Genomic DNA, 17,865 nt, shown 5'->3' with positions numbered 1-17,865 from the left:
CTGGGCGAAGTCGAAGCCGCCCTCCGCCTCCACCCCTTCGTCTCCGACGCCGCCCTGCTGCTTCGCGAGGACTCCCCGGGCGACAAGCGCCTCACCGCCTACTTCACCGCTTCCCAGCCGCCCTCCGCCTCCGAGCTGCGCTCCTTCCTCGAGCAGCGCCTCCCCTCCTTCATGGTCCCCTCCACCTTCGTCCTCCTGGACGCGCTGCCCCTCACGGCCGCGGGCAAGGTCGACCGCAAGGCGCTTCCCGCTCCGGAGCAACCGGGGCTCATGGACCGCTACGTCGCGCCCCGGACGCCCCTGGAGGAGCTGCTCGCGGGGCTGTGGGCCGACATGCTCGGCCACGAGCGCGTGGGCGTTCAGGACGACTTCTTCGAGCTGGGCGGGCACTCGCTGCTGGCCGCGCAGCTCATCACGCGGATCCGCGCCACGTTCGAGCGCGAGCTGACGCTCAACGACCTGTTCCAGGCCCCCACTGTCGCCGCGCTGGCGCTGCGGCTCGGCACGGCAGGGGAGGACCGCCAGGCCTCGCTGCCTCCGGTGGAGCCCGGCGAGCCCGTGGAGGAGCTGCCGCTCTCCCTCTCCCAGCGGACGTACTGGTCACCGGAGCGCGGAGGCCCAACGAGCCCGCTCAACTCCGTGCCCATGGCCTTCCGCGTCGACGGACCGCTCGACGAAGCGGTGCTCGCCCGTGCGCTGACGGAGCTGGTGCGCCGGCATGAAATCCTCCGCACCACCTTCCCGCTCGTGGACGGGGTGCCCGTCCAGCGCATCGCGGCCCCCGGCGACTTCCCGCTGGCCTGCCTCGACCTGGAGCCCCTCCCCGAGGCCCAGCGCGAGCAGACCGCCCTGTCACGGCTCCACGAAGCGGCCTGGCGTCCCTTCGACCTGGAGCAGGGCCCCCTGATGCGCGCGCTCCTGCTGCGGCTCGCGGATGAGCGGCACCTGCTGCTGATCAACCTCCACCACGCGCTCACCGACCTCGTGTCCGGACAGGTGCTGATGGCGGAGCTGGCGGCGCTCCACGGCGCCTTCCAGGACGGGCGGGAGTCACCGCTGGCCGAGCCCCTCTTGCAGTACCGGGACTTCACGCGCTGGCAACATGCCTGGCTTCGCGGCGAGGTGCTCGAAGGCCTGCGGAGCTGGTGGGGCCGGAAGCTGGAAGCGCCCCTGCCGCTCCCGGCGCTGCCGCTGGAGCCGTCGCTCGAGGCCGGTCACGGCGGACACGCCGCCGGGAGCGTGCCCTTCACCCTGTCGCCGGAGGTCTCCGGACAGCTCGTCGCCCTGGGCCGCCGCGAGGGCGTCACGCCGTTCATCCTCCTGATGGCCTCCTTCCAGGTCCTGCTGGCGCGGGCCTCCGGCAGGGAGGAGGCCCTGGTGGCCTTCGCCCACGCGCACCGGCCGCGTCCGGAGCTGGAGCGGATGCCGGGCATGTTCGCCAACCTGCTCGTGGTGCGCACGCCGCTCGCGGGCAACCCCGGCTTCCGCGAGGTGCTGCGCCGGGCGCGCGCCGCCTACCTGGAGGCGTTCGAGCACGCGGGGCTGCCCCACGACGAGCTGATGCGGCTGTTGGGCGCGAGCGGCACCCGGGCGCTGCCCGCAGGGTTCTCCTTCGCCCAGGGCGGAGAAGCCCCACGAGCAGCGCGCGGGCTCACCCTGAGCCCCGTGCCGCTGGAGCTGGAAGAGACCGTGAGTGACGTGTCGCTGGCCGTGCTCCAGGGCCCGGAAGGGTTCAGTGGAAGTTTCGAATATCGTGCCGGGCTGTTCCGCCGCGAGACGGTGGAGGCGCTGGGGCAGGCCTTCGTGGGGCTCCTGGAGCGGGTGGTGGCGGAGCCGGAGGCGCGGGTGGACTCGCTGGTGGGGTCCTCCGGCGCGCTCGCGGGAACGTTGACGGGCTGGGGTGTCGCTTGAACCTGCTGCGGATGCTGCTGAGGAGTTCGAGGCTGGCGCTGGTGCTGGCCGTGGTGACGGGGCTGGCCTCGGGCGCGAGCAGCGCGGGCCTGCTCGCCATGACGGGCGCCGCGCTGGTGGGCAAGGCCCAGGGCATGGGGGGCTACTTCGCCGCCCTGTGCGCGGCGGCGCTGCTGTCGCGGTTCGCCTCGCACGCGGTGCTCAACTGGATGCACCACGGGCTCGTCTTCCAGATGCGCACGGAGCTGGGAACGCGGATGCTCGCCACGCCCCTGCGGCGGCTGGAGGAGCTGGGCAGCCACCGGCTGCTGGCGGCGCTCACCGGCGACATCTCCTTCGTGGGCGCCGGGCTGATGCTGCTGCCCCAGCTCCTCATCCACCTGGCCATCCTGCTCGGGTGCCTGGGCTACATGGCCTGGTTGTCCCGGCCCCTGCTGCTCACCACCCTGGGCTTCATGGCGGTGGGCATCGCCACGTACATGCTGCCCGCGCGGCGTTCCCTGGGGCTGATGCGGACGGCGCGCGAGCTGTACGACCGCCTGCTGAAGCACTTCGACACGCTGTCGGAGGGCACCAAGGAACTGAAGATGCACCGCGAGCGCCGCCAGGCCTTCCTGCGCGAGGACCTGGTGGGCACGTCCGCCTCGCTGCGCCGGGTGGACGCGCTGAGCGGCGCCATCGACGCGGCCAACTCAAGCTGGGGCATGCTGCTGTTCTTCGCCATCATCGGGTTGCTGTTGTTCGTGATGCCCACGTTCGGAGGCATCGACTCCGCGACACTGACGGGCTTCAGCCTCACCATCCTCTACATGCAGCAGCCGCTGGACTCGGTGCTCAACAGCTTCCACGGCGTGGGCCAGGCCACCGTCGCGCTGGGGAAGCTGGAGGCGCTGGGGCTGGGCCAGGAGCCGCCGGAGCTCCAGGGCCCCCTGGAGGCCCCCCGCGCCTTCGAGCAACTGGAGCTGCGCGCCATCACCCACGCCTACCGCCGGGACCACGAGGACGGCCGCTTCCTGCTGGGCCCCATCGACCTGACCCTGCGTCCGGGGGAGCTGGTGTTCCTGGTGGGCGGCAACGGCAGCGGGAAGACGACGCTGGCCAAGCTGCTCATCGGCCTCTACACGCCCGAATCCGGAGCCGTCGTCCTGGACGGCAGGCCCCTCACCGGCGAGCAGGACTGGGAACGCTACCGGCAGCTCTTCTCCAGCGTCTTCGTGGACTTCTGCCTCTTCGACCGGATGCTCGGCCTGGAGCGCGAGGATTTGACGGAAGCCGCCCGGCACTACCTGGAACGTCTGCAGTTGACCCACAAGGTCCGCATCGAAGGGGGCGCGCTGTCCACCACCAGCCTGTCGCAGGGACAGCGCAAGCGGTTGGCGTTGCTGACCGCCTATCTGGAGGACCGGCCCATCTACCTCTTCGACGAGTGGGCCGCGGACCAGGACCCCGTCTTCAAGGCGCTCTTCTACGAGCAACTGCTTCCGGACCTGAAGCGCCGGGGGAAGGCCGTGCTCGTCATCACGCACGACGACCGATACTTCCACCTCGCGGACCGGCTGCTGCGGCTGGAGTACGGCCAGTTGCTGCCGGAAGAGACGCAGGCCCTGCGCCCGCACGGCTCGTGACGGGACGGGCGGTCCGCCACGAGCCGGGGCCCGCCCGGGGCTACTCCCGGTAGGCCATGAACCCGAGCCGGTCCACGCGCTCGGTCCAGGCCCGGGTGAGCGCGGCCTGGAACTCACCGCCGGTCAGCAGCTCACGCAGGGCGTGGGTGGACGCCTCCAGCTCGGAGGGCACGGCGTCCGGCCGCCAGTTGTCGATGATGGTGTTGCGGCCGCCCAGCTTCGAGGTGAGCACGTCCTTCACCAGCTCGCTGATCATCTCGGAGAGGTTGGCCTTGTGCCAGAAGCCGATGGCGCACGTGGCGACGACGCCGCCCGTGCCGGTGGCGACGTGGTAGGCGGAGCCGGGCCAGTACATGACGTCGCCGGGCTCGGCGATGAGCTCCGTGGCGTCCTTCTCGAACAGGGGGATGGCCTCGTTGCCGGCCTGGAGCTGCTGCAGGCGTTCCGGGTGTTCGTCGAAGTACGCCTCCGGCCACACCAGCATCCGCTTGCGCCCTTCGATGACCAGGGTCAGCACGTCGGCCGAGTCGTCCTTGTGGATGCCGAACGGCGTCACGTCGTAGTCACCGGCGAAGATGGTGGACTCGACGTTGCGCGCGGGAATGCCCACGCGGGAGATGAGCGGCGAAAGCAGCTCCCGCAGCAGGACGCCCAGCCGCGCGTTGTAGAGCTCCACGTCGTTGAGGATGATGCCGACGCGCGCGCCGCCGAAAGTCGCGTTGAGTTCCTGGATGTAGCCCGACAGCCCGTCGCCTCGCGGCAGGAACTTGAGCTGCTCCGTGGGGCCAATCTGCCGGCCCTCGACGAAGAGGCGGACGTGGCCGCCGCGCTGCTTGGACGGCGCGGCCCCGGGCCCCTGTCCGAGGCTGTGGGCGACGTAGCCGCCGAAGGTCTCCAGGACGTCCATGCCCGTCAGGAGGTCCTTCGGCACCACGCCCTTGAAGACCACGGAGCGCTTCTTCCAGTAGTCCCGAGCGAAGCCGTCCCAGAACTCCGCCGTCAGTCCCGTCTTTTCCACGTAAACCTCCCTTTACGGGAAGCGTCGACGGGCTCACACTCTGTGTCAACCCAGGCTTGCGTGTCTTTGCAAGCACCCGGGCCGGTGCGCGAACCGCGGGGGCCTACCCATTGCGCCTGGCGAAGTCGTCCATGAAGGACACCAGCGTCTTCACGTGGTCCACGGTCACCGCGTTGTACAGGGACACGCGGATGCCGCCTGTGATCCGGTGGCCCTTCATTCCCACCATGCCGGCCTTGGCGCCTTCGGCCACGAAGGCCTCTTCCAGCTTCTCGTCCGGCAGGCGGAACACCACGTTCATGTACGAGCGCGACGCCTTCTCCACCGGGGCGCGGTAGAAGCCCGCGTTGCGCTCGAGCGCCGCGTACAGGAGCTCTCCCTTCTCACGGTTCCACGCCTCGATCTGCTTCAGGCCTCCCACGCCCTTGATCCACGCGAGCACGTTCCGGCAGAGGTAGATGGAGAAGGTGGGCGGCGTGTTGTAGAGCGAGTTGTTCTCCGCGTAGGTCGTGTAACGGAAGATCTTCGGGATGTCCTTGCGGCCCTTCGCCATGAACTCCTTGTTCACCAGCACCAGGACGATGCCTGACGGCCCGATGTTCTTCTGGGCCCCCGCGTAGATGAGCGCGAAGCGGCTCACGTCGATGGGCTTCCACAGGATGTCGGAGCTCATGTCCGCCACCAGCGGCACCTGCCCCACTTCCGGGAAGGTGTGCCATTGCGTCCCGAAGAGCGTGTTGTTGCTCGTCATGTGGACGTAGGCGGCCTTCGGATCCAACTGGAGCTCGGCCTGGGTGGGGACTCGCGTGAAGCGCTTGTCCTTGTCCACCGTGTTCGCGGCGATGCGCGGCGTGCCGTAGTAGCGCGCCTCGTCCACCGCCTTCTCGCTCCAGCCTCCCGTCACCAAGTAGTCCGCGGAGCCCCCCTGCGGGAGGAAGTTCATCGGCACCTGCGCGAACTGCTGCGAGGCGCCTCCCTGGAGGAAGAGGACCTCATGCGTGTCCGGGACGGACAGCAGCTCCTTCACCAGGGCGATGCCTTCGTTGTGCACGGCTTCGAACGCCTTGCCCCGGTGGCTGTGCTCGATGATCGACATCCCCGTGCCCTGGAAGTCGAGCAGCTCGTCCCGGGCCCGCTCCAGCGCCGCCGTGGGGAGACCGGCCGGGCCGGGATTGAAGTTGATGACGCGCATGGCTTGTCCTCTGGGAAGTGAAGCGCTCCGGCATTCTCGCCGGTGGGGCTCCGGGGGTCATCAGCAACGTGGGCTCTGTCGGACGGTGGCCTTCGTCCGCCCGGTGGGGGTGGTAGCGTCCCGTGTGTGTCCCCTACTCCTTTGGCCTCCGCCTTTCTCGCGGCTCCTGGCCGCGCGCCTGCTTCGCTTCCGGAGCCCTCGCGCCTGGAGGAGCTGCTCCGCGCTTCGATTGACCGCGCCCGGTCTCGCTGGCCCGGGGTGGAGCTGGAGCCGCTCGCCTTCGTGGCGTTCGTCGCGCAACGGCTGACGGCTCCGGCCGCGCTCCTGGAGGCGCTCGAAGGGACCTCGCCCGCCTTCTCGGAGCTGTACCTGGCCTTCGGGTGCCTGCGACACGACCGCGCCGCGCTCCAGTTCTTCGAGGACGGCTACCTGCGCGACGTCGGCGCGTTCGTGTCCGGCGTGGACCGCTCGCCCGCGTTCGTGGCGGAGGTGCGGCAGGCGCTCCGGGAGAAGCTGTTCACGGCCTCCGCGGGCGGTGAGCCGAAGATCGCGGAGTTCACCGGGGGCGGCGCGCTGGGCGGCTGGGTGCGGGTGGCGGCGATGCGCATCGCGCTCAACCTCAAGCGCTCCGAGGCCCGGGCCGGCGCCGTCGCGCAGGACTCCGTCGAGTCCGCGTTCGGTGAACAGTTGGGGCCGGAGCTCGAACACCTGCGCTCGCGCTACCGCGAGGCCTTCACGGAGGCCGTGCGCGCGGCGCTGGGCGAGCTGTCCGACCGGGACCGCACGCTGATGCGCCTGTACCACGTGGAGGCGCTGTCCCTGGACGCCATCGCGGCGCTCTACCGCGTCCACATGTCCACCGTGTCGCGGTGGCTCAGCCGCGCGCGGGAGCAGGTGGCGGAGACCACGACGCGGCGGCTCTGCGAGCGCCTGGGAGTGGGCGCGTCCTCGGTGGACAGCATCGCGGCGCTCGTCGTCAGTCAGGTGGACCTCAGCCTGACGCGGCTGCTCGGTCCGGGGGGCTGAACTTTCGCTGCAAGGGATTTCCCGGCCGGTGTCAGGGCGTCGAAAGGCCCCTTCCGGGCCTCACCGAGGAAAGCCCCATGCGCGTCTCTTCCTGGCTGTCCGTCGTCACCCTCGCCGCCACCGTCTCCGCCTGCGAGCCGTTCCCCGACGATGCCCCCGCCATCCCCACCGAGGTCCAGTGGCCCGGCGAGGCCTTCTTCCCGGAGGGCATCGCGGCCTCGAAGGACGGCACGCTCTACGCGGGCAGCCTGGGCACCGGCGCCATCGCTCGCGTCAAGCCGGGCTCGCTGGGGGCCGAGGTCTTCGTCCCGAGCCGGGCCTCGTTCGGCGTCTACGGGCTCGAGGTGGACGAGGCCCACGACACGCTCTGGGCCTGCACCTACGACGACCTGCTGCTGCCCGCGCAGGCGTCGTACCTGAACGGGTATGCGCTCTCCACGGGTGCCCTCAAGTCCAGCCATGCCATGCCCAGCCAGGTCAGCTTCTGCAACGACGTCGCCGTCGATGCCGCGGGCAACGTGTACGTGACGGACTCGTTCGGGAACGCGGTCTTCCGGCTGCCGGTGGGTGGGACGGCGCTCGACACGTGGTCCGCGGATGCCGCGTACGAGCCCTCCGAGCCGGGCCTCATCACCCTCAACGGCATCGCCTACGACGGGGCGAACCGGCTCTACGTCGTGAAGAGCGACACGGGCGCGCTGTTCTCCATCGACATCCAGCCGGATGGGAGCGCGGCGGCGCCCGTGACCATCCCGGTGACGCCGGCCCTGGAGACGCCGGACGGGGTCGAGTGGGTGGATTCGGGCCGGCTGTTCGTCGTGGAGAACACGCCGGGTCGGGCTTCGCTGGTGACGCTCGGTGAAGGCGCTGGCGCGAAGGAGGTGCTCGCCAATGGCTTCGTGGAGCCGACCGCCGCCGCGATCACGAAGGACGGCGCGTGGGTGCTGGAGTCGCAGATGGGGTTCTTCTTCGGCACGCCGGGGACCCCGGCCCTGCCCTTCCGCGCGTACCGGGTGGCGGTGCCCCCGCTTCTGCCCTGAGCGCGAACGCCCGTAGAGTCGCGTCCCACCATGTCGGGATGTCCGTCCGAGGAAACGATTCTCGCCTTCGTGGAGGGCCGCCTGCAGTCCGGGCAGCGCGCCCTCGCCGAGGCGCACCTGTCCCGCTGCGACGCCTGCGGGTCGCTGCTCGCGGCCGTCGCGGCGACGTGGCACGCGGAGGGCCGGTTCGTGGAGGTGGCGCCTCCTCCCCGGGCGTTCGCGCCTGGGGAGCAGGTGGGGCCGTACGTCATCGTCGACCACGCGGGCAGCGGCGCGATGGGTGACGTGTACCGGGCTCGCGATGGACGGCTGGGGCGGGACGTGGCGCTGAAGGTGCTCCCGTCGCGGTTCGCGCAGGATCCGGAGCGCCTGGCCCGCTTCCGCCAGGAGGCCCGCGCGGCGGGAGCGCTGTCCCATCCCCACCTGCTCACCCTGTTCGACGTGGGGACCCACGAGGACGTGCCGTACCTCGTCACCGAGTGGCTGGAGGGGGCCACCCTGCGGACGCGGCTGATGCGGGGGCCGCTGCCACCGGAGCAGGTGCTGCGGCTGGGCATCCAGTTGTCGCAGGGGCTCGCGGCCGCGCACGCGCGGGGCGTCATCCACCGCGACCTCAAGCCCGCGAACATCTTCCTGTGCTCGAACGGCAGCGCGCGGATCCTCGACTTCGGGCTGGCGCGGCTCACCGAGCGCATCGAGGCCGCCTCGCTCACCCAGAGTGGCGCGGTGGTGGGCACCGCCGGGTACATGGCGCCGGAGCAGATCCGCGGTCAGGGCGTGGATGCTCGCGCGGATGTGTTCTCGCTCGGCGCGGTGCTCCACGAGTCCGTGAGCGGCCATGCGCCCTTTGGCGGTGACAGTCCGGTGGAGCGGATGAGCGCCGCGCTCCGCGACGCGCCTCCCGTCCTGCCGGGGGAGCTGGGGACGGTGATTGCGCGCTGTCTGGCCAAGGCCCCGGAGGACCGGTTCCAGTCCGCGCAGGACCTGGCCTTCGCCCTGGAGTCCCTCGCGGCTCGCGGTGCACCCCTGGCCGTGCGGCGCCGGGGGCTCCCACGCCCTGCCCTGCTGGCGGCGGCGGCGGCCGTGCTGCTGCTGCTCGTCGCCGGTGGCCTCCTGACGTTCGGGAGCCGGCCGGTCGCTCCGGTGGTGCCAGCCGCGCAGGCGTCACGCCCGACGTACCGCCCCGTGACGTTCCGCCGGGGCCACGTGCTCAGCGCCCGGTTCTCCGCGGACGGGCACACGCTGCTCTATGGCGCGGCGTGGGAGGGAGGCCCCGCGGAGCTGTACAGCGCGCGCACGGAGCGCCCGCTGTCACAACCGCTGGGACAGCGCGCGGATGTGCTCGCCGCGTCCTCGAAGGGGGAGCTGGCGGTGCTGCTCGAGCCCCGCTTCTTCGACGCCGACCATGGCAGCGGGACGCTGGGGCTGATGCCGCTCGCGGGCGGCGCGCCCCGGGCCGTGCTCGATGGCGCGCTGGAGGCGGACTGGGGACGCTCGGATGGACCGCTCGCGGTGGTGCGCCGCGTGGGCGAGACCTTCCGGCTGGAGCAGCCCCCCGGCACGGTGCGCTTCGAGTCCCAGGGGTGGATCAGCCACGCACGCGTGTCCCCCGACGGGGCGCGGATCGCCTTCCTGTTCCACGCGCACCCCAAGGACGACCGGGGCGGCGTCTGGGTGCTGGAGAAGGACGGCCCACCGCGCGAGCTCTCCTCGGACTGGGCGAGCATCCGGGGGCTGGCGTGGGCTCCGGATGGAAGCGAGGTGTGGTTCACCGCCTCCCGGACGGGCGCGGACTCCGAGTTGTTCGCGGTCGACCTGCGCGGCACGACGCGGCCGGTGGACCGGATCGCCGGGCGGATGGTGCTGCATGACATCTCCCGGGAGGGCTCCGTCCTGGTGGACCACCCGGTGATCCGCACGGGGCTGTCCTTCGGGCACGCGGGCGCGGAGCGGGACCTGACGTGGTCGGACTCGTCTTTCATGACGGACATGTCCCGCGATGGCCGCACCCTCCTCTTCGCCGAGGGCTCGGAGGTGGAGGGCCCCACCTACGGCGCCTATCTGCGCACCTCGGATGGCGCCCCTCCGGTCCGTCTGGGCGACGGCATCCCCATGGCGCTGTCTCCGGACGGCAAGCAGGTGCTGACGGTGCGCTACGGCGAGCGGATGGAGTTCCTGCTGCTGCCCACGGGCGCGGGAGAGCCCCGGCCGCTGTCACTCGCGCCCGTCACCACGGTGCTCACCGCGCGCTGGTTCCCGGATGGAAGGCGGTTGCTCCTGCGCGCGCACGAAGAGGGACGTCCGGCCCGGCTCTGGGTGTTCGAGCCCGGCGCCGGAGCGCCCCGGCCCATCACCCCGGAGGGCTCGGGCTTCACCACGGCCATCTCCCCGGATGGAGCACGGCTGGCGGCGGTGGATGACACGGGGAGCCTTCGCGTGTTCTCCGCGACGGGCGAGCCGCTGGGCACGGTCCCCGGGCGGTTCACGGATCAGTGGGTGGTGGGCTGGGACTCGAGCGGAGCGGCGCTCTACCTGCGCAGCGTCGCGCTCCCGGTGCGCGTCTCCCGGGTCGACGTGAAGACCGGCGCGAGCACGCCGCACCTGACCCTCCCGGCGGGGGGCATCATGCCGGGCCTCATCTCCGTGATGACGCTGGCGATCTCCGAGGACGGAACGTCCTACGCATACACCTACAACGAGGCGCTCTCCCGGCTGTTCCTGGTGGAGGGATTGGCGGGGGCGCGGTCCGCTGGGCGCTGAATGCATCCGGGAACCGCGCCGCTCCGGACCGGGCCGCGCGGTTCCCGTCACTTCACTTCACATCAGGCGTTCTTCAGGTTCTCGTTCACGAAGTCCCAGTTCACGAGGCTGTTGAGGAAGGTCTCGATGAACTTGGGGCGCGCGTTGCGGTAGTCGATGTAATAGGCGTGCTCCCAGACGTCGATGGTGAGCAGGGCCTTCTTGCCGTGCTTCATCGGCAGGTCCGCGTTGGACGTCTTCATGATGGACAGCTTGTTGCCGTCCTTCACCAGCCAGGCCCAGCCGGAGCCGAACTGCGTGGCGGCGGCGTCGGAGAACTGCCGCTTGAACTCGTCGTAGGAGCCGAAGTCGCGGTCGATGGCGGCCGCGATCTCCCCCGTCGGCTTGCCACCGCCGGCCGGCTTCATGCAGTTCCAGAAGAAGGTGTGGTTCCACACCTGGGCCGCGTTGTTGAACACGGCGCCGTCGCTGCCGAGGATGACCTCCTCCAGCGAGCGGGTGGCCTCGGGCTTGCCGGCGGTCAGCTCGTTGAGCTTGTTGACGTAGGTCGCGTGGTGCTTGTCGTGGTGGTACTCCAGCGTCTCCTGGCTCATGTGCGGGGCCAGCGCGTCCTTCTTGTACGGGAGCTCGGGCAGCGTGAAGGGCATTGGGGTGCGTCCTTTCCGGGTTGAGTGAGGTTCGGCTACGGGTTCGCTACTTCGGGGCGGGCCCTGGCTCCGGGTGCGCTGTCAGCGCGCGATACGCCCGGTTCCAGTAGAGCAACGGTGCTGCGTCGACTCCCCGCTGGATGCGCTCCACACGGCCCACCAGCAACAGGTGATCGCCGTAACGGTGCACATCCAACAGAGCGCACGCCAGACCCACCAGGCTGTCCTGGACGAAGGCTCCTTCGTCGAACACCCGGCCTTCGGCCTCCCCCTTCGCGCAGCGGACCGCCACGTCGCGTTGGGTGGTGGACAGCACGCTCACACTGAAGCGGTGGGCGGCCTCCACCCGCTTGAGGGTGCGGGAGGACTGCTGCAGCGCCAGGACGATGAGCGGAGGCGTCAGGGAGAGGGAGCTGAAGGAGCTGACCGTCGTCGCCGCGATCCCGTCCGCGTCACGGACGGAGACCACCGCCACCCCGCTCGCCCACCGGGACATCGCCTCCCGGAAGTCCAGGGCCGACACCCCTTCAGTACCGCTCTGAGTCATGTGCCGGTCTCTACCACCCGCCCCGCCACCGGGTCAGCACTTCCTCCAATGCATTGGCGGAATGCCAACGCAGTGGCACCTGCCCTCCGGGCCCGTCCATGGCCGGCGCCCCGTGGCGGCTGCCTCCGTCCGCGGCGCGCAGCGGGCCGTGGGCCTGGGCGGGGGTGAGCGGGTCCCCCCTCCATCACTGACAGTCAGGGTTGGGCGATTGCAGGGGCGATGCCTTGGGATACGCTTCTCGCGCCGAAGCGCCCCCTGCAAGAGCCATGAGCGACCTGCGCGGTTCCATCGAGACGCAAATCCATGCAGCCCTTGGGCAGGTGCTTGAACAGACGGGCTGGAGACCCAGATGGACAGCCCATGCCGTCCTCGGCGCGCGGACGCCTCAAGGTGGACGTGCGCTCCTGCTGGGGGGTGCCAGCGCTTCCCTGGATGCAGAGCTCGTGCGCTCGGTCGAGGAGCCGGACTCCCTCATCGCGCTGCCTGTGCGTCGGTGGGATCAGGAGTTGCGCCAGCTCTGGGCCATGGGAGCCATCTACCTCTTGGATGGCGCAAGCCACATCGCCAGCTCCGTCCAGATAAAGGGGCGGCGTGTCCTGATCTCACGCTCCAGGGTGGAGGAGTTCACCATCATCGACGGAGCTGGAGTCGCATTGATTGACAGTGAGGTTCGCGGGCATTCGGTCCTGACAGGGCCGCTGCTGCTCGAGGCAACCCAGGTGGACCCCCAGGCGGTGATTGGTCCGCGGGTCGTGGTTGAGCAGTCCTACGTCGCGCCCTTCGTCAAAATCCAGCGCACCGTCAGGGTCCGCGCCAGCTCCATCGGAGCGCACGCAGCCCTCGAGGGTGGAAACCATGTCGAGCGCTACCCGCAGTCCAGGTCGCAGCGGCGTGGCTTCGGAGTCGAGGTCGAACGCCAATGCTGGCTCGGCCAGCACGTTTCGCTCTCGGGCGGAGCCCGTCTGGGAGAGGGCGTGGTGGTGGCGGCCCACTGTGCGGTGTCCTCGGACGTGGGAGAGCATGTCCTCGTCGCGGGAAACCCGGCCAGGGCGTTGCCGGTGGATCTCCACCTTCGAGAGCTCTCCGCGGAGCAAGCACGTGAGGCAGGCTACCAGCAGGGAGCCGCTGCGACCCGGTTCCCCGTCTATGGCGCGTGTACCGCCCGCTGGGAGGCCGCCGATGCGGTGGTGCTGCGCCATCCCCACCATGGAAGCCTTCGCGGACTGGCGGGCCCCACCCTGATTGACTTTCATCAAGGAGCCCTGGAGGCGCTCCTCGCCCAGGCGTTCCCAGACAATCCAGGTCAGGTGCTCCGCAAGCAAGACGGGCCGGAGGTCGCCTTCGAGCTGCGTTTCGCCCATCCGATGCCACGGTATGAAAAGCCGTCACCAACGCTCACCCTGTCGCTGACGGGAGCGCCGGGTGACCTCTCCGCCGAATCACCGTTCGAGCAGGACCTGGTCGAGGTCCTCGCGGAGCAGCCCTGCGACATGGAGCGCTTGTTCTCCGAATGCATGGCTCGCGCATTCGAGCGCGAGGAGCTCGTCGAGTGGGCGGAGCTGGAGGGCACCCTCTGCATGCTGTCGCAGCGGGGGTGGGTACGCCCCCCGCTGCTGCCCCCCGTGCTCGCCTCCATCCCCTCCCTGGCGCAGTTGCTCACGAGCTGGCCCCCCGGCCCTCCACGAGCGCGGGCCCAGGAAGCCGCGCCGACAGAAGAGACAGGGACCCGCTCCGAACACCGGACTCGCCCGCGGGAGCAGCGCTCCGCCAGGACGAGCCCGCCGGTGCTGGAGCAGATCCTGAATGAGGTCCTCGGCGACGGACGCACCTCGGATCCGGATGTGACCTTCCTGGCGCTGGGACTCGACTCGTTCGCGTTCGCCCACCTCATCGCCACCATCGAGGAGCGATGTGGAGTCACCTGTCCGGACCTCTTCATCCACAACACCCCGCGCAAGCTCGCGGTCGCCCTGACCCCGCCCGAATGAAGACGCCCACGGTCCCGGAGAGGTTGAGGGAGCGGCTGGAGCACCATGGCCGCTCCCAGGGTCACGAGTGGGCGCTCCGGTTTCCTGCGCAGGGTGGCGAGGCGCTCGAGCTGACGTGGGCGGAGCTGGTGGAGCGGGCCCGCGGCATCGGGCTCGGCCTGAAGCGGCGAGGGGTGGCCCCGGAGGACATCGTTGTCATTGTGTCGTCCTCGCCTCGGGAACAGGCCCTGGCCTTCCTCGGCGCCCTCTTCGCGGAGGCGATCCCGTCGATCTACTCCCATCCCTCCATCAAGCAGCCCACGGAGCGATTCTTCGCGAGCTTCAGCCCCCTGCTCTCGGCCAGCGGCGCGGCGTGCCTGCTGTATTCGGATGCCCTGGCCCCGGCCTTCCAGGCGTGGCGGGTTGCCTCCGGCAGCGGGATGGCCCTCATCCCACTGCGGGAACTGCTCGAAGAGCCCGCTGGAGACGGGCCGCTGCCCGCCTCCGACAGCAAGGTGGCCTTCCTCCAGTTCTCGTCAGGGACGACCGGACTCCGCAAGGGCGTCGCCATCACGCACGCCATGCTGGCCTCGCAAGTCCGAGCGTATGCGGAAGCCCTCCACCTCTCCTCGACAGACCGGGTGGTGAGCTGGTTGCCCCTCTACCATGACATGGGGCTCGTGGCCTGCCTGCTCCTGCCCTGCTTCATGGGCGTGCCCTCCGTCCATCTCTCTCCCTTCGATTGGGTGCAGCGGCCGCAGTCACTGTGGCGGGTGATAGCGGATTCGGCGGGGACTCTCGTCTGGATGCCGAACTTCGCCTTCGAGCTGCTGGCCCAGCGCACACGCGCCGAAGACCTGGGCGACATGGATTTCGGGCGAGTGCGCGCCTTCATCAACTGCGGTGAGCCGGTGCGGCCCGCGACGCTGGCAAGGTTTGTCGAGCGCATGGGGCCTCACGGCGTCCGCTGGGAGCAGCTTCAGGGCTCCTATGCGATGGCGGAGAACACCTTCGCCGTGACCCAGACGCCCATGGGTCTTCCCCTGCGGCTCGACCGGGTGCGGCGCGCCCCGCTCCTGACGGGAGGAGAGGCGGTTGCGCTGGGGGCCCGTCCACCGAGCGCCGAGGACAAGGTCTTCGCTTCGAGTGGCATCCCCATCGGGGGCTGCGAGGTGCGGATCTCCCACCGTGGAGAGCGACGGATCGGAGAGATCGAAATCCGGAGCCCGAGCCTCTTCGAAGGGTACCTCGCCAACCCGGAGGCCACCGCCGCCTCGCGAACGGAGGACGGGTGGTTCCGGACAGGCGACCTGGGCTATCTCGCGGAGGGAGAGCTCTTCGTGACGGGGCGGCTGAAGGACCTCATCATCCACCGGGGAACCAACCTGTACCCGGAGGATATCGAGGAGGTCGTCGCGGCCGTTCCAGGCTGCAGGGCGGGCCGCGTGGTCGCCTTCGGCATCCCCTCCGAGCAGATGGGCACCGAGGAGGTCGTGGTCTGTGTGGAGCCCGAACCGGACCTGGAGGATCCTCGAGCGTTGGCGGTCCGCATCCGCCAGGAAGTGGCGCTTCGGCTGAGCCTCGGTCTCAAGGACGTGGCGCTCTGCGAGCCGGGCTCGCTGCTCAAGTCCACCTCTGGAAAGCCCTCCCGCTCGGGCAATCGCGAGGCGTATGCCTCGGGTCGGCTCGGTGGGCGCTAGGCTGGCTCAGGTCCCCGCATCCCGGTTCGGCTGATAGACAAAGGGATAGGTGATGCGGACCGTCCCCCCCTTCGGCGCCGAGAAGGTGGCGGAATGCAGCACCTCCACGAAGCAGGCCTGGAACCACGGATCCGGAATGGTGGAGTCGACGATCTCCTCGTCCTCGATGTAGCCGGACAACCCCTGCCCCTGGAGGGTGAAGGCGACGGTCACCTTCTGAGGCCCGGGATAGCGCGCGGCCGCTTTCTCGAAACACTCCTTCACGCCAGGCCGCAGGGACTGGATGACATCCCTCACGGACTCGCGAGGCAGCGAGCCCGTGTGGACCGAAGACGGCCGGCTCTCCGCCGGGGGAGGCGGCGGCGGCGGCGATGACGGAGGGAGCGCCGCACGGACAAGGGGCCGCGCCTGCTCATGAGGCCCGGCACGCTCCGACGGGGAGGAGCGGACCGCGGGCATCGTGGGGGCCAGGGACGATGCGGAGGAGCTGTCTTCCTGGGCGGAGGATGGGGGCGGCGGCCTCTCGGGAGGCGGAGCCGCCTGCGGCGCGCGAGCACTCGACGGGAGGGAGGCTGCCGCCACGTTCACCGCCCCGGTGGACGCGGAGGGCTCGGCCTCGGTTGCCCGCGAAGCGCCGGATGCGCCGGTCAGGACATAGCCGGCCACCGACAGGACGGCGAAGGGCAGACACACCCCCAGGATGAGCCGCCAGGGCGCGGACCCGCGTGGGCGCTCCCCTGCTCCGCGTTGTTCGTTTGGAAAAGAGGGCATGCGGCGTCTCTCTCAAGGTTCGCGGGAGGGCGCTCCAAGAGCGGAAGGCCCGGGGGGCAGGTCCATCAAGAGCATACGATCCCAATGGGGCTCGAGCTGGGTGGTCGCCGCGAGGAGCGTGAGCGCCACCCCCGCGCTGCCCGCCAGCACTCCCGGAGCATCCTGCCAGGCCTCGCTCGCCGCACCTTCGAGCTCCAGGCTCTGGTAGCCCCCAATTCCACACCCCGGCTGGAACACATCCAGGGTGCGGGAGAACCAGCCCCGGGCGGCCTCGAGGAGCAGCGGCTCGCCCGTCGCCTGGTAGAGGCGGTTGAACACGTGCCCGAGCCCCGTCATGCCATGACACACGAGCGCGTCCCTGACCCGGCACTCCTCCACTGGACGCCGCGCGGCCAGACGGGCCGTGAGCAGGGCTTCCTGCTCCCATTCAGGCACCCCCAGCTCGCGCGCGGCCAACAGCAACGCGGCGGCGACGCCCGGATCGCCATAACACCATGCGGCCCGTGCCTCCTTCGGGGGAAGGCTCCGGGCGACCCACGCGGGAAATCGTGAGGCGCCTGCCTCGGGCAGCCGCTCCCGCAGCAGGTCCCGGACCGCGTCCCGGACGAGCTCCCGCGCGGGCGGCAGCTCCCAGGCGCTGCATGCCCGCGCCAGCAGGGCGATCACCCCGGGTGATCCATGAGCCATTCCCAGGTTGAGGTGGGGCACGTTGTAGCGCGTACGCAGGTGGGGAGCCTGCTTTCCGGGCACCGTCCACCACCGCGCGCCCAGGCCATCGCGCTCGCTCAGTTGTTCCAGCAGCCGCACGATCTGCCCCAGGCACTCTCTCGCGGCAGAGCGCTCCGGGTACTCCAGCCCGTAGACCCCCAGCCCCACCAGCCCGCTGACGAGATCATGGCCCCCCTCCCACCCAGAGGCAGCGAGCTGGGCGCACACAAGCTCCATCACCTGCGCCGTGAGTTCCTCCGGCACCTGCCCGAAGAGGCACCGATGCACGTGCTCCGCGGCCCAGGCCACCCCGGTGAGGCCCGAATAGAAGCCCAGGGACATGGGCGTACTGGCCGCGCCATCCATGGCGCGCTCAAGGCTTTGAAGCGAGAAGTCCCCCGCGTCCCTGCCCACTCCCGCACGGGAGAGATAGGCAAACAGCACGGCGATGCCCGACATCCCCCGGGACAGGGAGAAATCACTCGCATAGGTGTCCGAGCGCGCCCGGAGATCCCGCGCGATGAACTCGATCACCTGCCACGCGCGCGCGGCCTGCGCGCCACCCAGGATGGGCTGCCATTCTTGTCGAAGCACCGCATGGAAGACTAGCAAGACCCCGCTGGCATCCAATGACTGATTTCCCACTTGTTCTTGCCATGGATTCCAGACATTGGTAGGACAGAACTGTTGTCCAGACGTCTGCCATGGTGTCCCTGGCGTCAGTGCGGACAAGCCGAGCGACCCAGGACATCCCCTACCCCCAGGAGCGTTGTCATATGGAGTCGCGATCCCAGCCGAGCCAGAAGAAGCTGATCGTGAGCAAGGAGTCCATCCGCATGCTCGCGCAGAAGCAACTGTCGACGGAGGCGAACATGATGCCGCCGGAGACCGACACCTCGAATCCGACCAGCGGACATTGCTGCTTCGATCCGACGGACACCTGTCTGCTCTAG

14 protein-coding genes are annotated in these 17,865 nt (G+C 70.1%); 8 read left to right on the top strand and 6 right to left on the bottom strand.

The window, feature by feature from the left end; genetic code table 11:
• Together K8612_RS21895 and K8612_RS21890 are read left to right on the top strand one after the other, a co-directional pair.
• Nucleotides 1–1,911: condensation domain-containing protein (locus K8612_RS21895; RefSeq protein ID WP_223763720.1), on the top strand; the 1,911-nt coding region annotated here is incomplete at its 5' end.
• Nucleotides 1,908–3,536, top strand: coding sequence for a cyclic peptide export ABC transporter (locus tag K8612_RS21890; protein ID WP_223743112.1), 1,629 nt, complete (start codon nucleotides 1,908–1,910; stop codon nucleotides 3,534–3,536). The genes K8612_RS21895 and K8612_RS21890, both read left to right, overlap by 4 nt.
• Nucleotides 3,537–3,576: 40 nt before the next feature.
• Here K8612_RS21890 and K8612_RS21885 read toward each other — a convergent pair whose 3' ends face one another.
• Nucleotides 3,577–4,554, bottom strand: a complete 978-nt coding sequence (locus K8612_RS21885; protein WP_223743113.1) for a JmjC domain-containing protein — start codon at nucleotides 4,552–4,554, stop codon at nucleotides 3,577–3,579.
• A gap of 103 nt (nucleotides 4,555–4,657) precedes the next feature.
• Nucleotides 4,658–5,746: a 3-phosphoserine/phosphohydroxythreonine transaminase gene (gene serC / locus K8612_RS21880; RefSeq protein ID WP_223763719.1), complete on the bottom strand. Its 1,089-nt coding sequence runs from the start codon at nucleotides 5,744–5,746 to the stop codon at nucleotides 4,658–4,660.
• A gap of 141 nt (nucleotides 5,747–5,887) precedes the next feature.
• Between serC and K8612_RS21875 the strand changes: the two genes are divergently transcribed.
• The 3 genes from K8612_RS21875 to K8612_RS21865 all read left to right on the top strand — a co-directional run bounded on the left by K8612_RS21875 (nucleotide 5,888) and on the right by K8612_RS21865 (nucleotide 10,572).
• Nucleotides 5,888–6,772: a sigma-70 family RNA polymerase sigma factor gene (locus K8612_RS21875; RefSeq protein ID WP_223763718.1), complete on the top strand. Its 885-nt coding sequence runs from the start codon at nucleotides 5,888–5,890 to the stop codon at nucleotides 6,770–6,772.
• A gap of 77 nt (nucleotides 6,773–6,849) precedes the next feature.
• Nucleotides 6,850–7,812 carry an SMP-30/gluconolactonase/LRE family protein gene (locus K8612_RS21870; protein ID WP_223763717.1) on the top strand — a complete coding sequence of 321 codons (963 nt, stop codon included), beginning with the start codon at nucleotides 6,850–6,852 and terminating at the stop codon, nucleotides 7,810–7,812.
• Nucleotides 7,813–7,842: 30 nt separating this feature from the next.
• The gene (locus tag K8612_RS21865; protein ID WP_223763716.1) at nucleotides 7,843–10,572 is read left to right on the top strand and encodes a serine/threonine-protein kinase; all 2,730 of its coding nucleotides are present in this window, start codon (nucleotides 7,843–7,845) and stop codon (nucleotides 10,570–10,572) included.
• A 62-nt stretch (nucleotides 10,573–10,634) separates the two neighbouring features.
• Here K8612_RS21865 and K8612_RS21860 read toward each other — a convergent pair whose 3' ends face one another.
• Both K8612_RS21860 and K8612_RS21855 read right to left on the bottom strand, forming a co-directional pair.
• Nucleotides 10,635–11,219, bottom strand: a complete 585-nt coding sequence (locus K8612_RS21860) for a superoxide dismutase (RefSeq protein ID WP_223743118.1) — start codon at nucleotides 11,217–11,219, stop codon at nucleotides 10,635–10,637.
• Nucleotides 11,220–11,265: 46 nt separating this feature from the next.
• Nucleotides 11,266–11,766 (bottom strand): flavin reductase family protein, encoded by a 501-nt coding sequence (locus tag K8612_RS21855; RefSeq protein ID WP_223743119.1) that lies wholly within the window; start codon nucleotides 11,764–11,766, stop codon nucleotides 11,266–11,268.
• 266 nt (nucleotides 11,767–12,032) lie between these two features.
• On the opposite strand from K8612_RS21855, the gene K8612_RS21850 reads away from it, so the two are divergent.
• Both K8612_RS21850 and K8612_RS21845 read left to right on the top strand, forming a co-directional pair.
• Nucleotides 12,033–13,754 (top strand): phosphopantetheine-binding protein, encoded by a 1,722-nt coding sequence (locus tag K8612_RS21850; RefSeq protein WP_223763715.1) that lies wholly within the window; start codon nucleotides 12,033–12,035, stop codon nucleotides 13,752–13,754.
• Nucleotides 13,751–15,433: an AMP-binding protein gene (locus K8612_RS21845; protein ID WP_223763714.1), complete on the top strand. Its 1,683-nt coding sequence runs from the start codon at nucleotides 13,751–13,753 to the stop codon at nucleotides 15,431–15,433. Before K8612_RS21850 ends, K8612_RS21845 begins: the two co-directional genes overlap by 4 nt.
• A gap of 6 nt (nucleotides 15,434–15,439) precedes the next feature.
• On the opposite strand, the gene K8612_RS39615 is transcribed toward K8612_RS21845, so the two are convergent.
• Nucleotides 15,440–15,730, bottom strand: coding sequence for an AgmX/PglI C-terminal domain-containing protein (locus K8612_RS39615; RefSeq protein ID WP_373692123.1), 291 nt, complete (start codon nucleotides 15,728–15,730; stop codon nucleotides 15,440–15,442).
• Nucleotides 15,731–16,216: 486 nt separating this feature from the next.
• A complete protein-coding gene (locus K8612_RS21835; RefSeq protein WP_223763712.1) occupies nucleotides 16,217–17,506 on the bottom strand; it encodes a lanthionine synthetase C family protein in 1,290 nt (429 codons plus the stop codon).
• Nucleotides 17,507–17,688: 182 nt separating this feature from the next.
• Here K8612_RS21835 and K8612_RS21830 point away from each other — a divergent pair, with 182 nt between their 5' ends.
• A complete protein-coding gene (locus K8612_RS21830) occupies nucleotides 17,689–17,865 on the top strand; it encodes a hypothetical protein (protein ID WP_223763711.1) in 177 nt (58 codons plus the stop codon).

The organism is Corallococcus sp. AS-1-6, from assembly GCF_020037015.1.
Lineage (GTDB): Bacteria > Myxococcota > Myxococcia > Myxococcales > Myxococcaceae > Corallococcus.
The sequence above is the reverse complement of the archived record's forward strand: the minus strand, read 5'-3'. Positions and strand labels throughout refer to the sequence as shown.

Excerpts from the sequence above, each read along its gene's own strand:
- K8612_RS21855 (WP_223743119.1), bottom strand. The coding sequence starts at position 11,766 with ATGACTCAGAGCGGTACTGAAGGGGTGTCGGCCCTGGACTTCCGGGAG.
- K8612_RS21830 (WP_223763711.1), top strand. The coding sequence starts at position 17,689 with ATGGAGTCGCGATCCCAGCCGAGCCAGAAGAAGCTGATCGTGAGCAAG.
- K8612_RS21850 (WP_223763715.1), top strand. The coding sequence starts at position 12,033 with ATGAGCGACCTGCGCGGTTCCATCGAGACGCAAATCCATGCAGCCCTT.
- K8612_RS21865 (WP_223763716.1), top strand. The coding sequence starts at position 7,843 with ATGTCGGGATGTCCGTCCGAGGAAACGATTCTCGCCTTCGTGGAGGGC.
- K8612_RS21860 (WP_223743118.1), bottom strand. The coding sequence starts at position 11,219 with ATGCCCTTCACGCTGCCCGAGCTCCCGTACAAGAAGGACGCGCTGGCC.
- K8612_RS21845 (WP_223763714.1), top strand. The coding sequence starts at position 13,751 with ATGAAGACGCCCACGGTCCCGGAGAGGTTGAGGGAGCGGCTGGAGCAC.
- serC (WP_223763719.1), bottom strand. The coding sequence starts at position 5,746 with ATGCGCGTCATCAACTTCAATCCCGGCCCGGCCGGTCTCCCCACGGCG.
- K8612_RS21870 (WP_223763717.1), top strand. The coding sequence starts at position 6,850 with ATGCGCGTCTCTTCCTGGCTGTCCGTCGTCACCCTCGCCGCCACCGTC.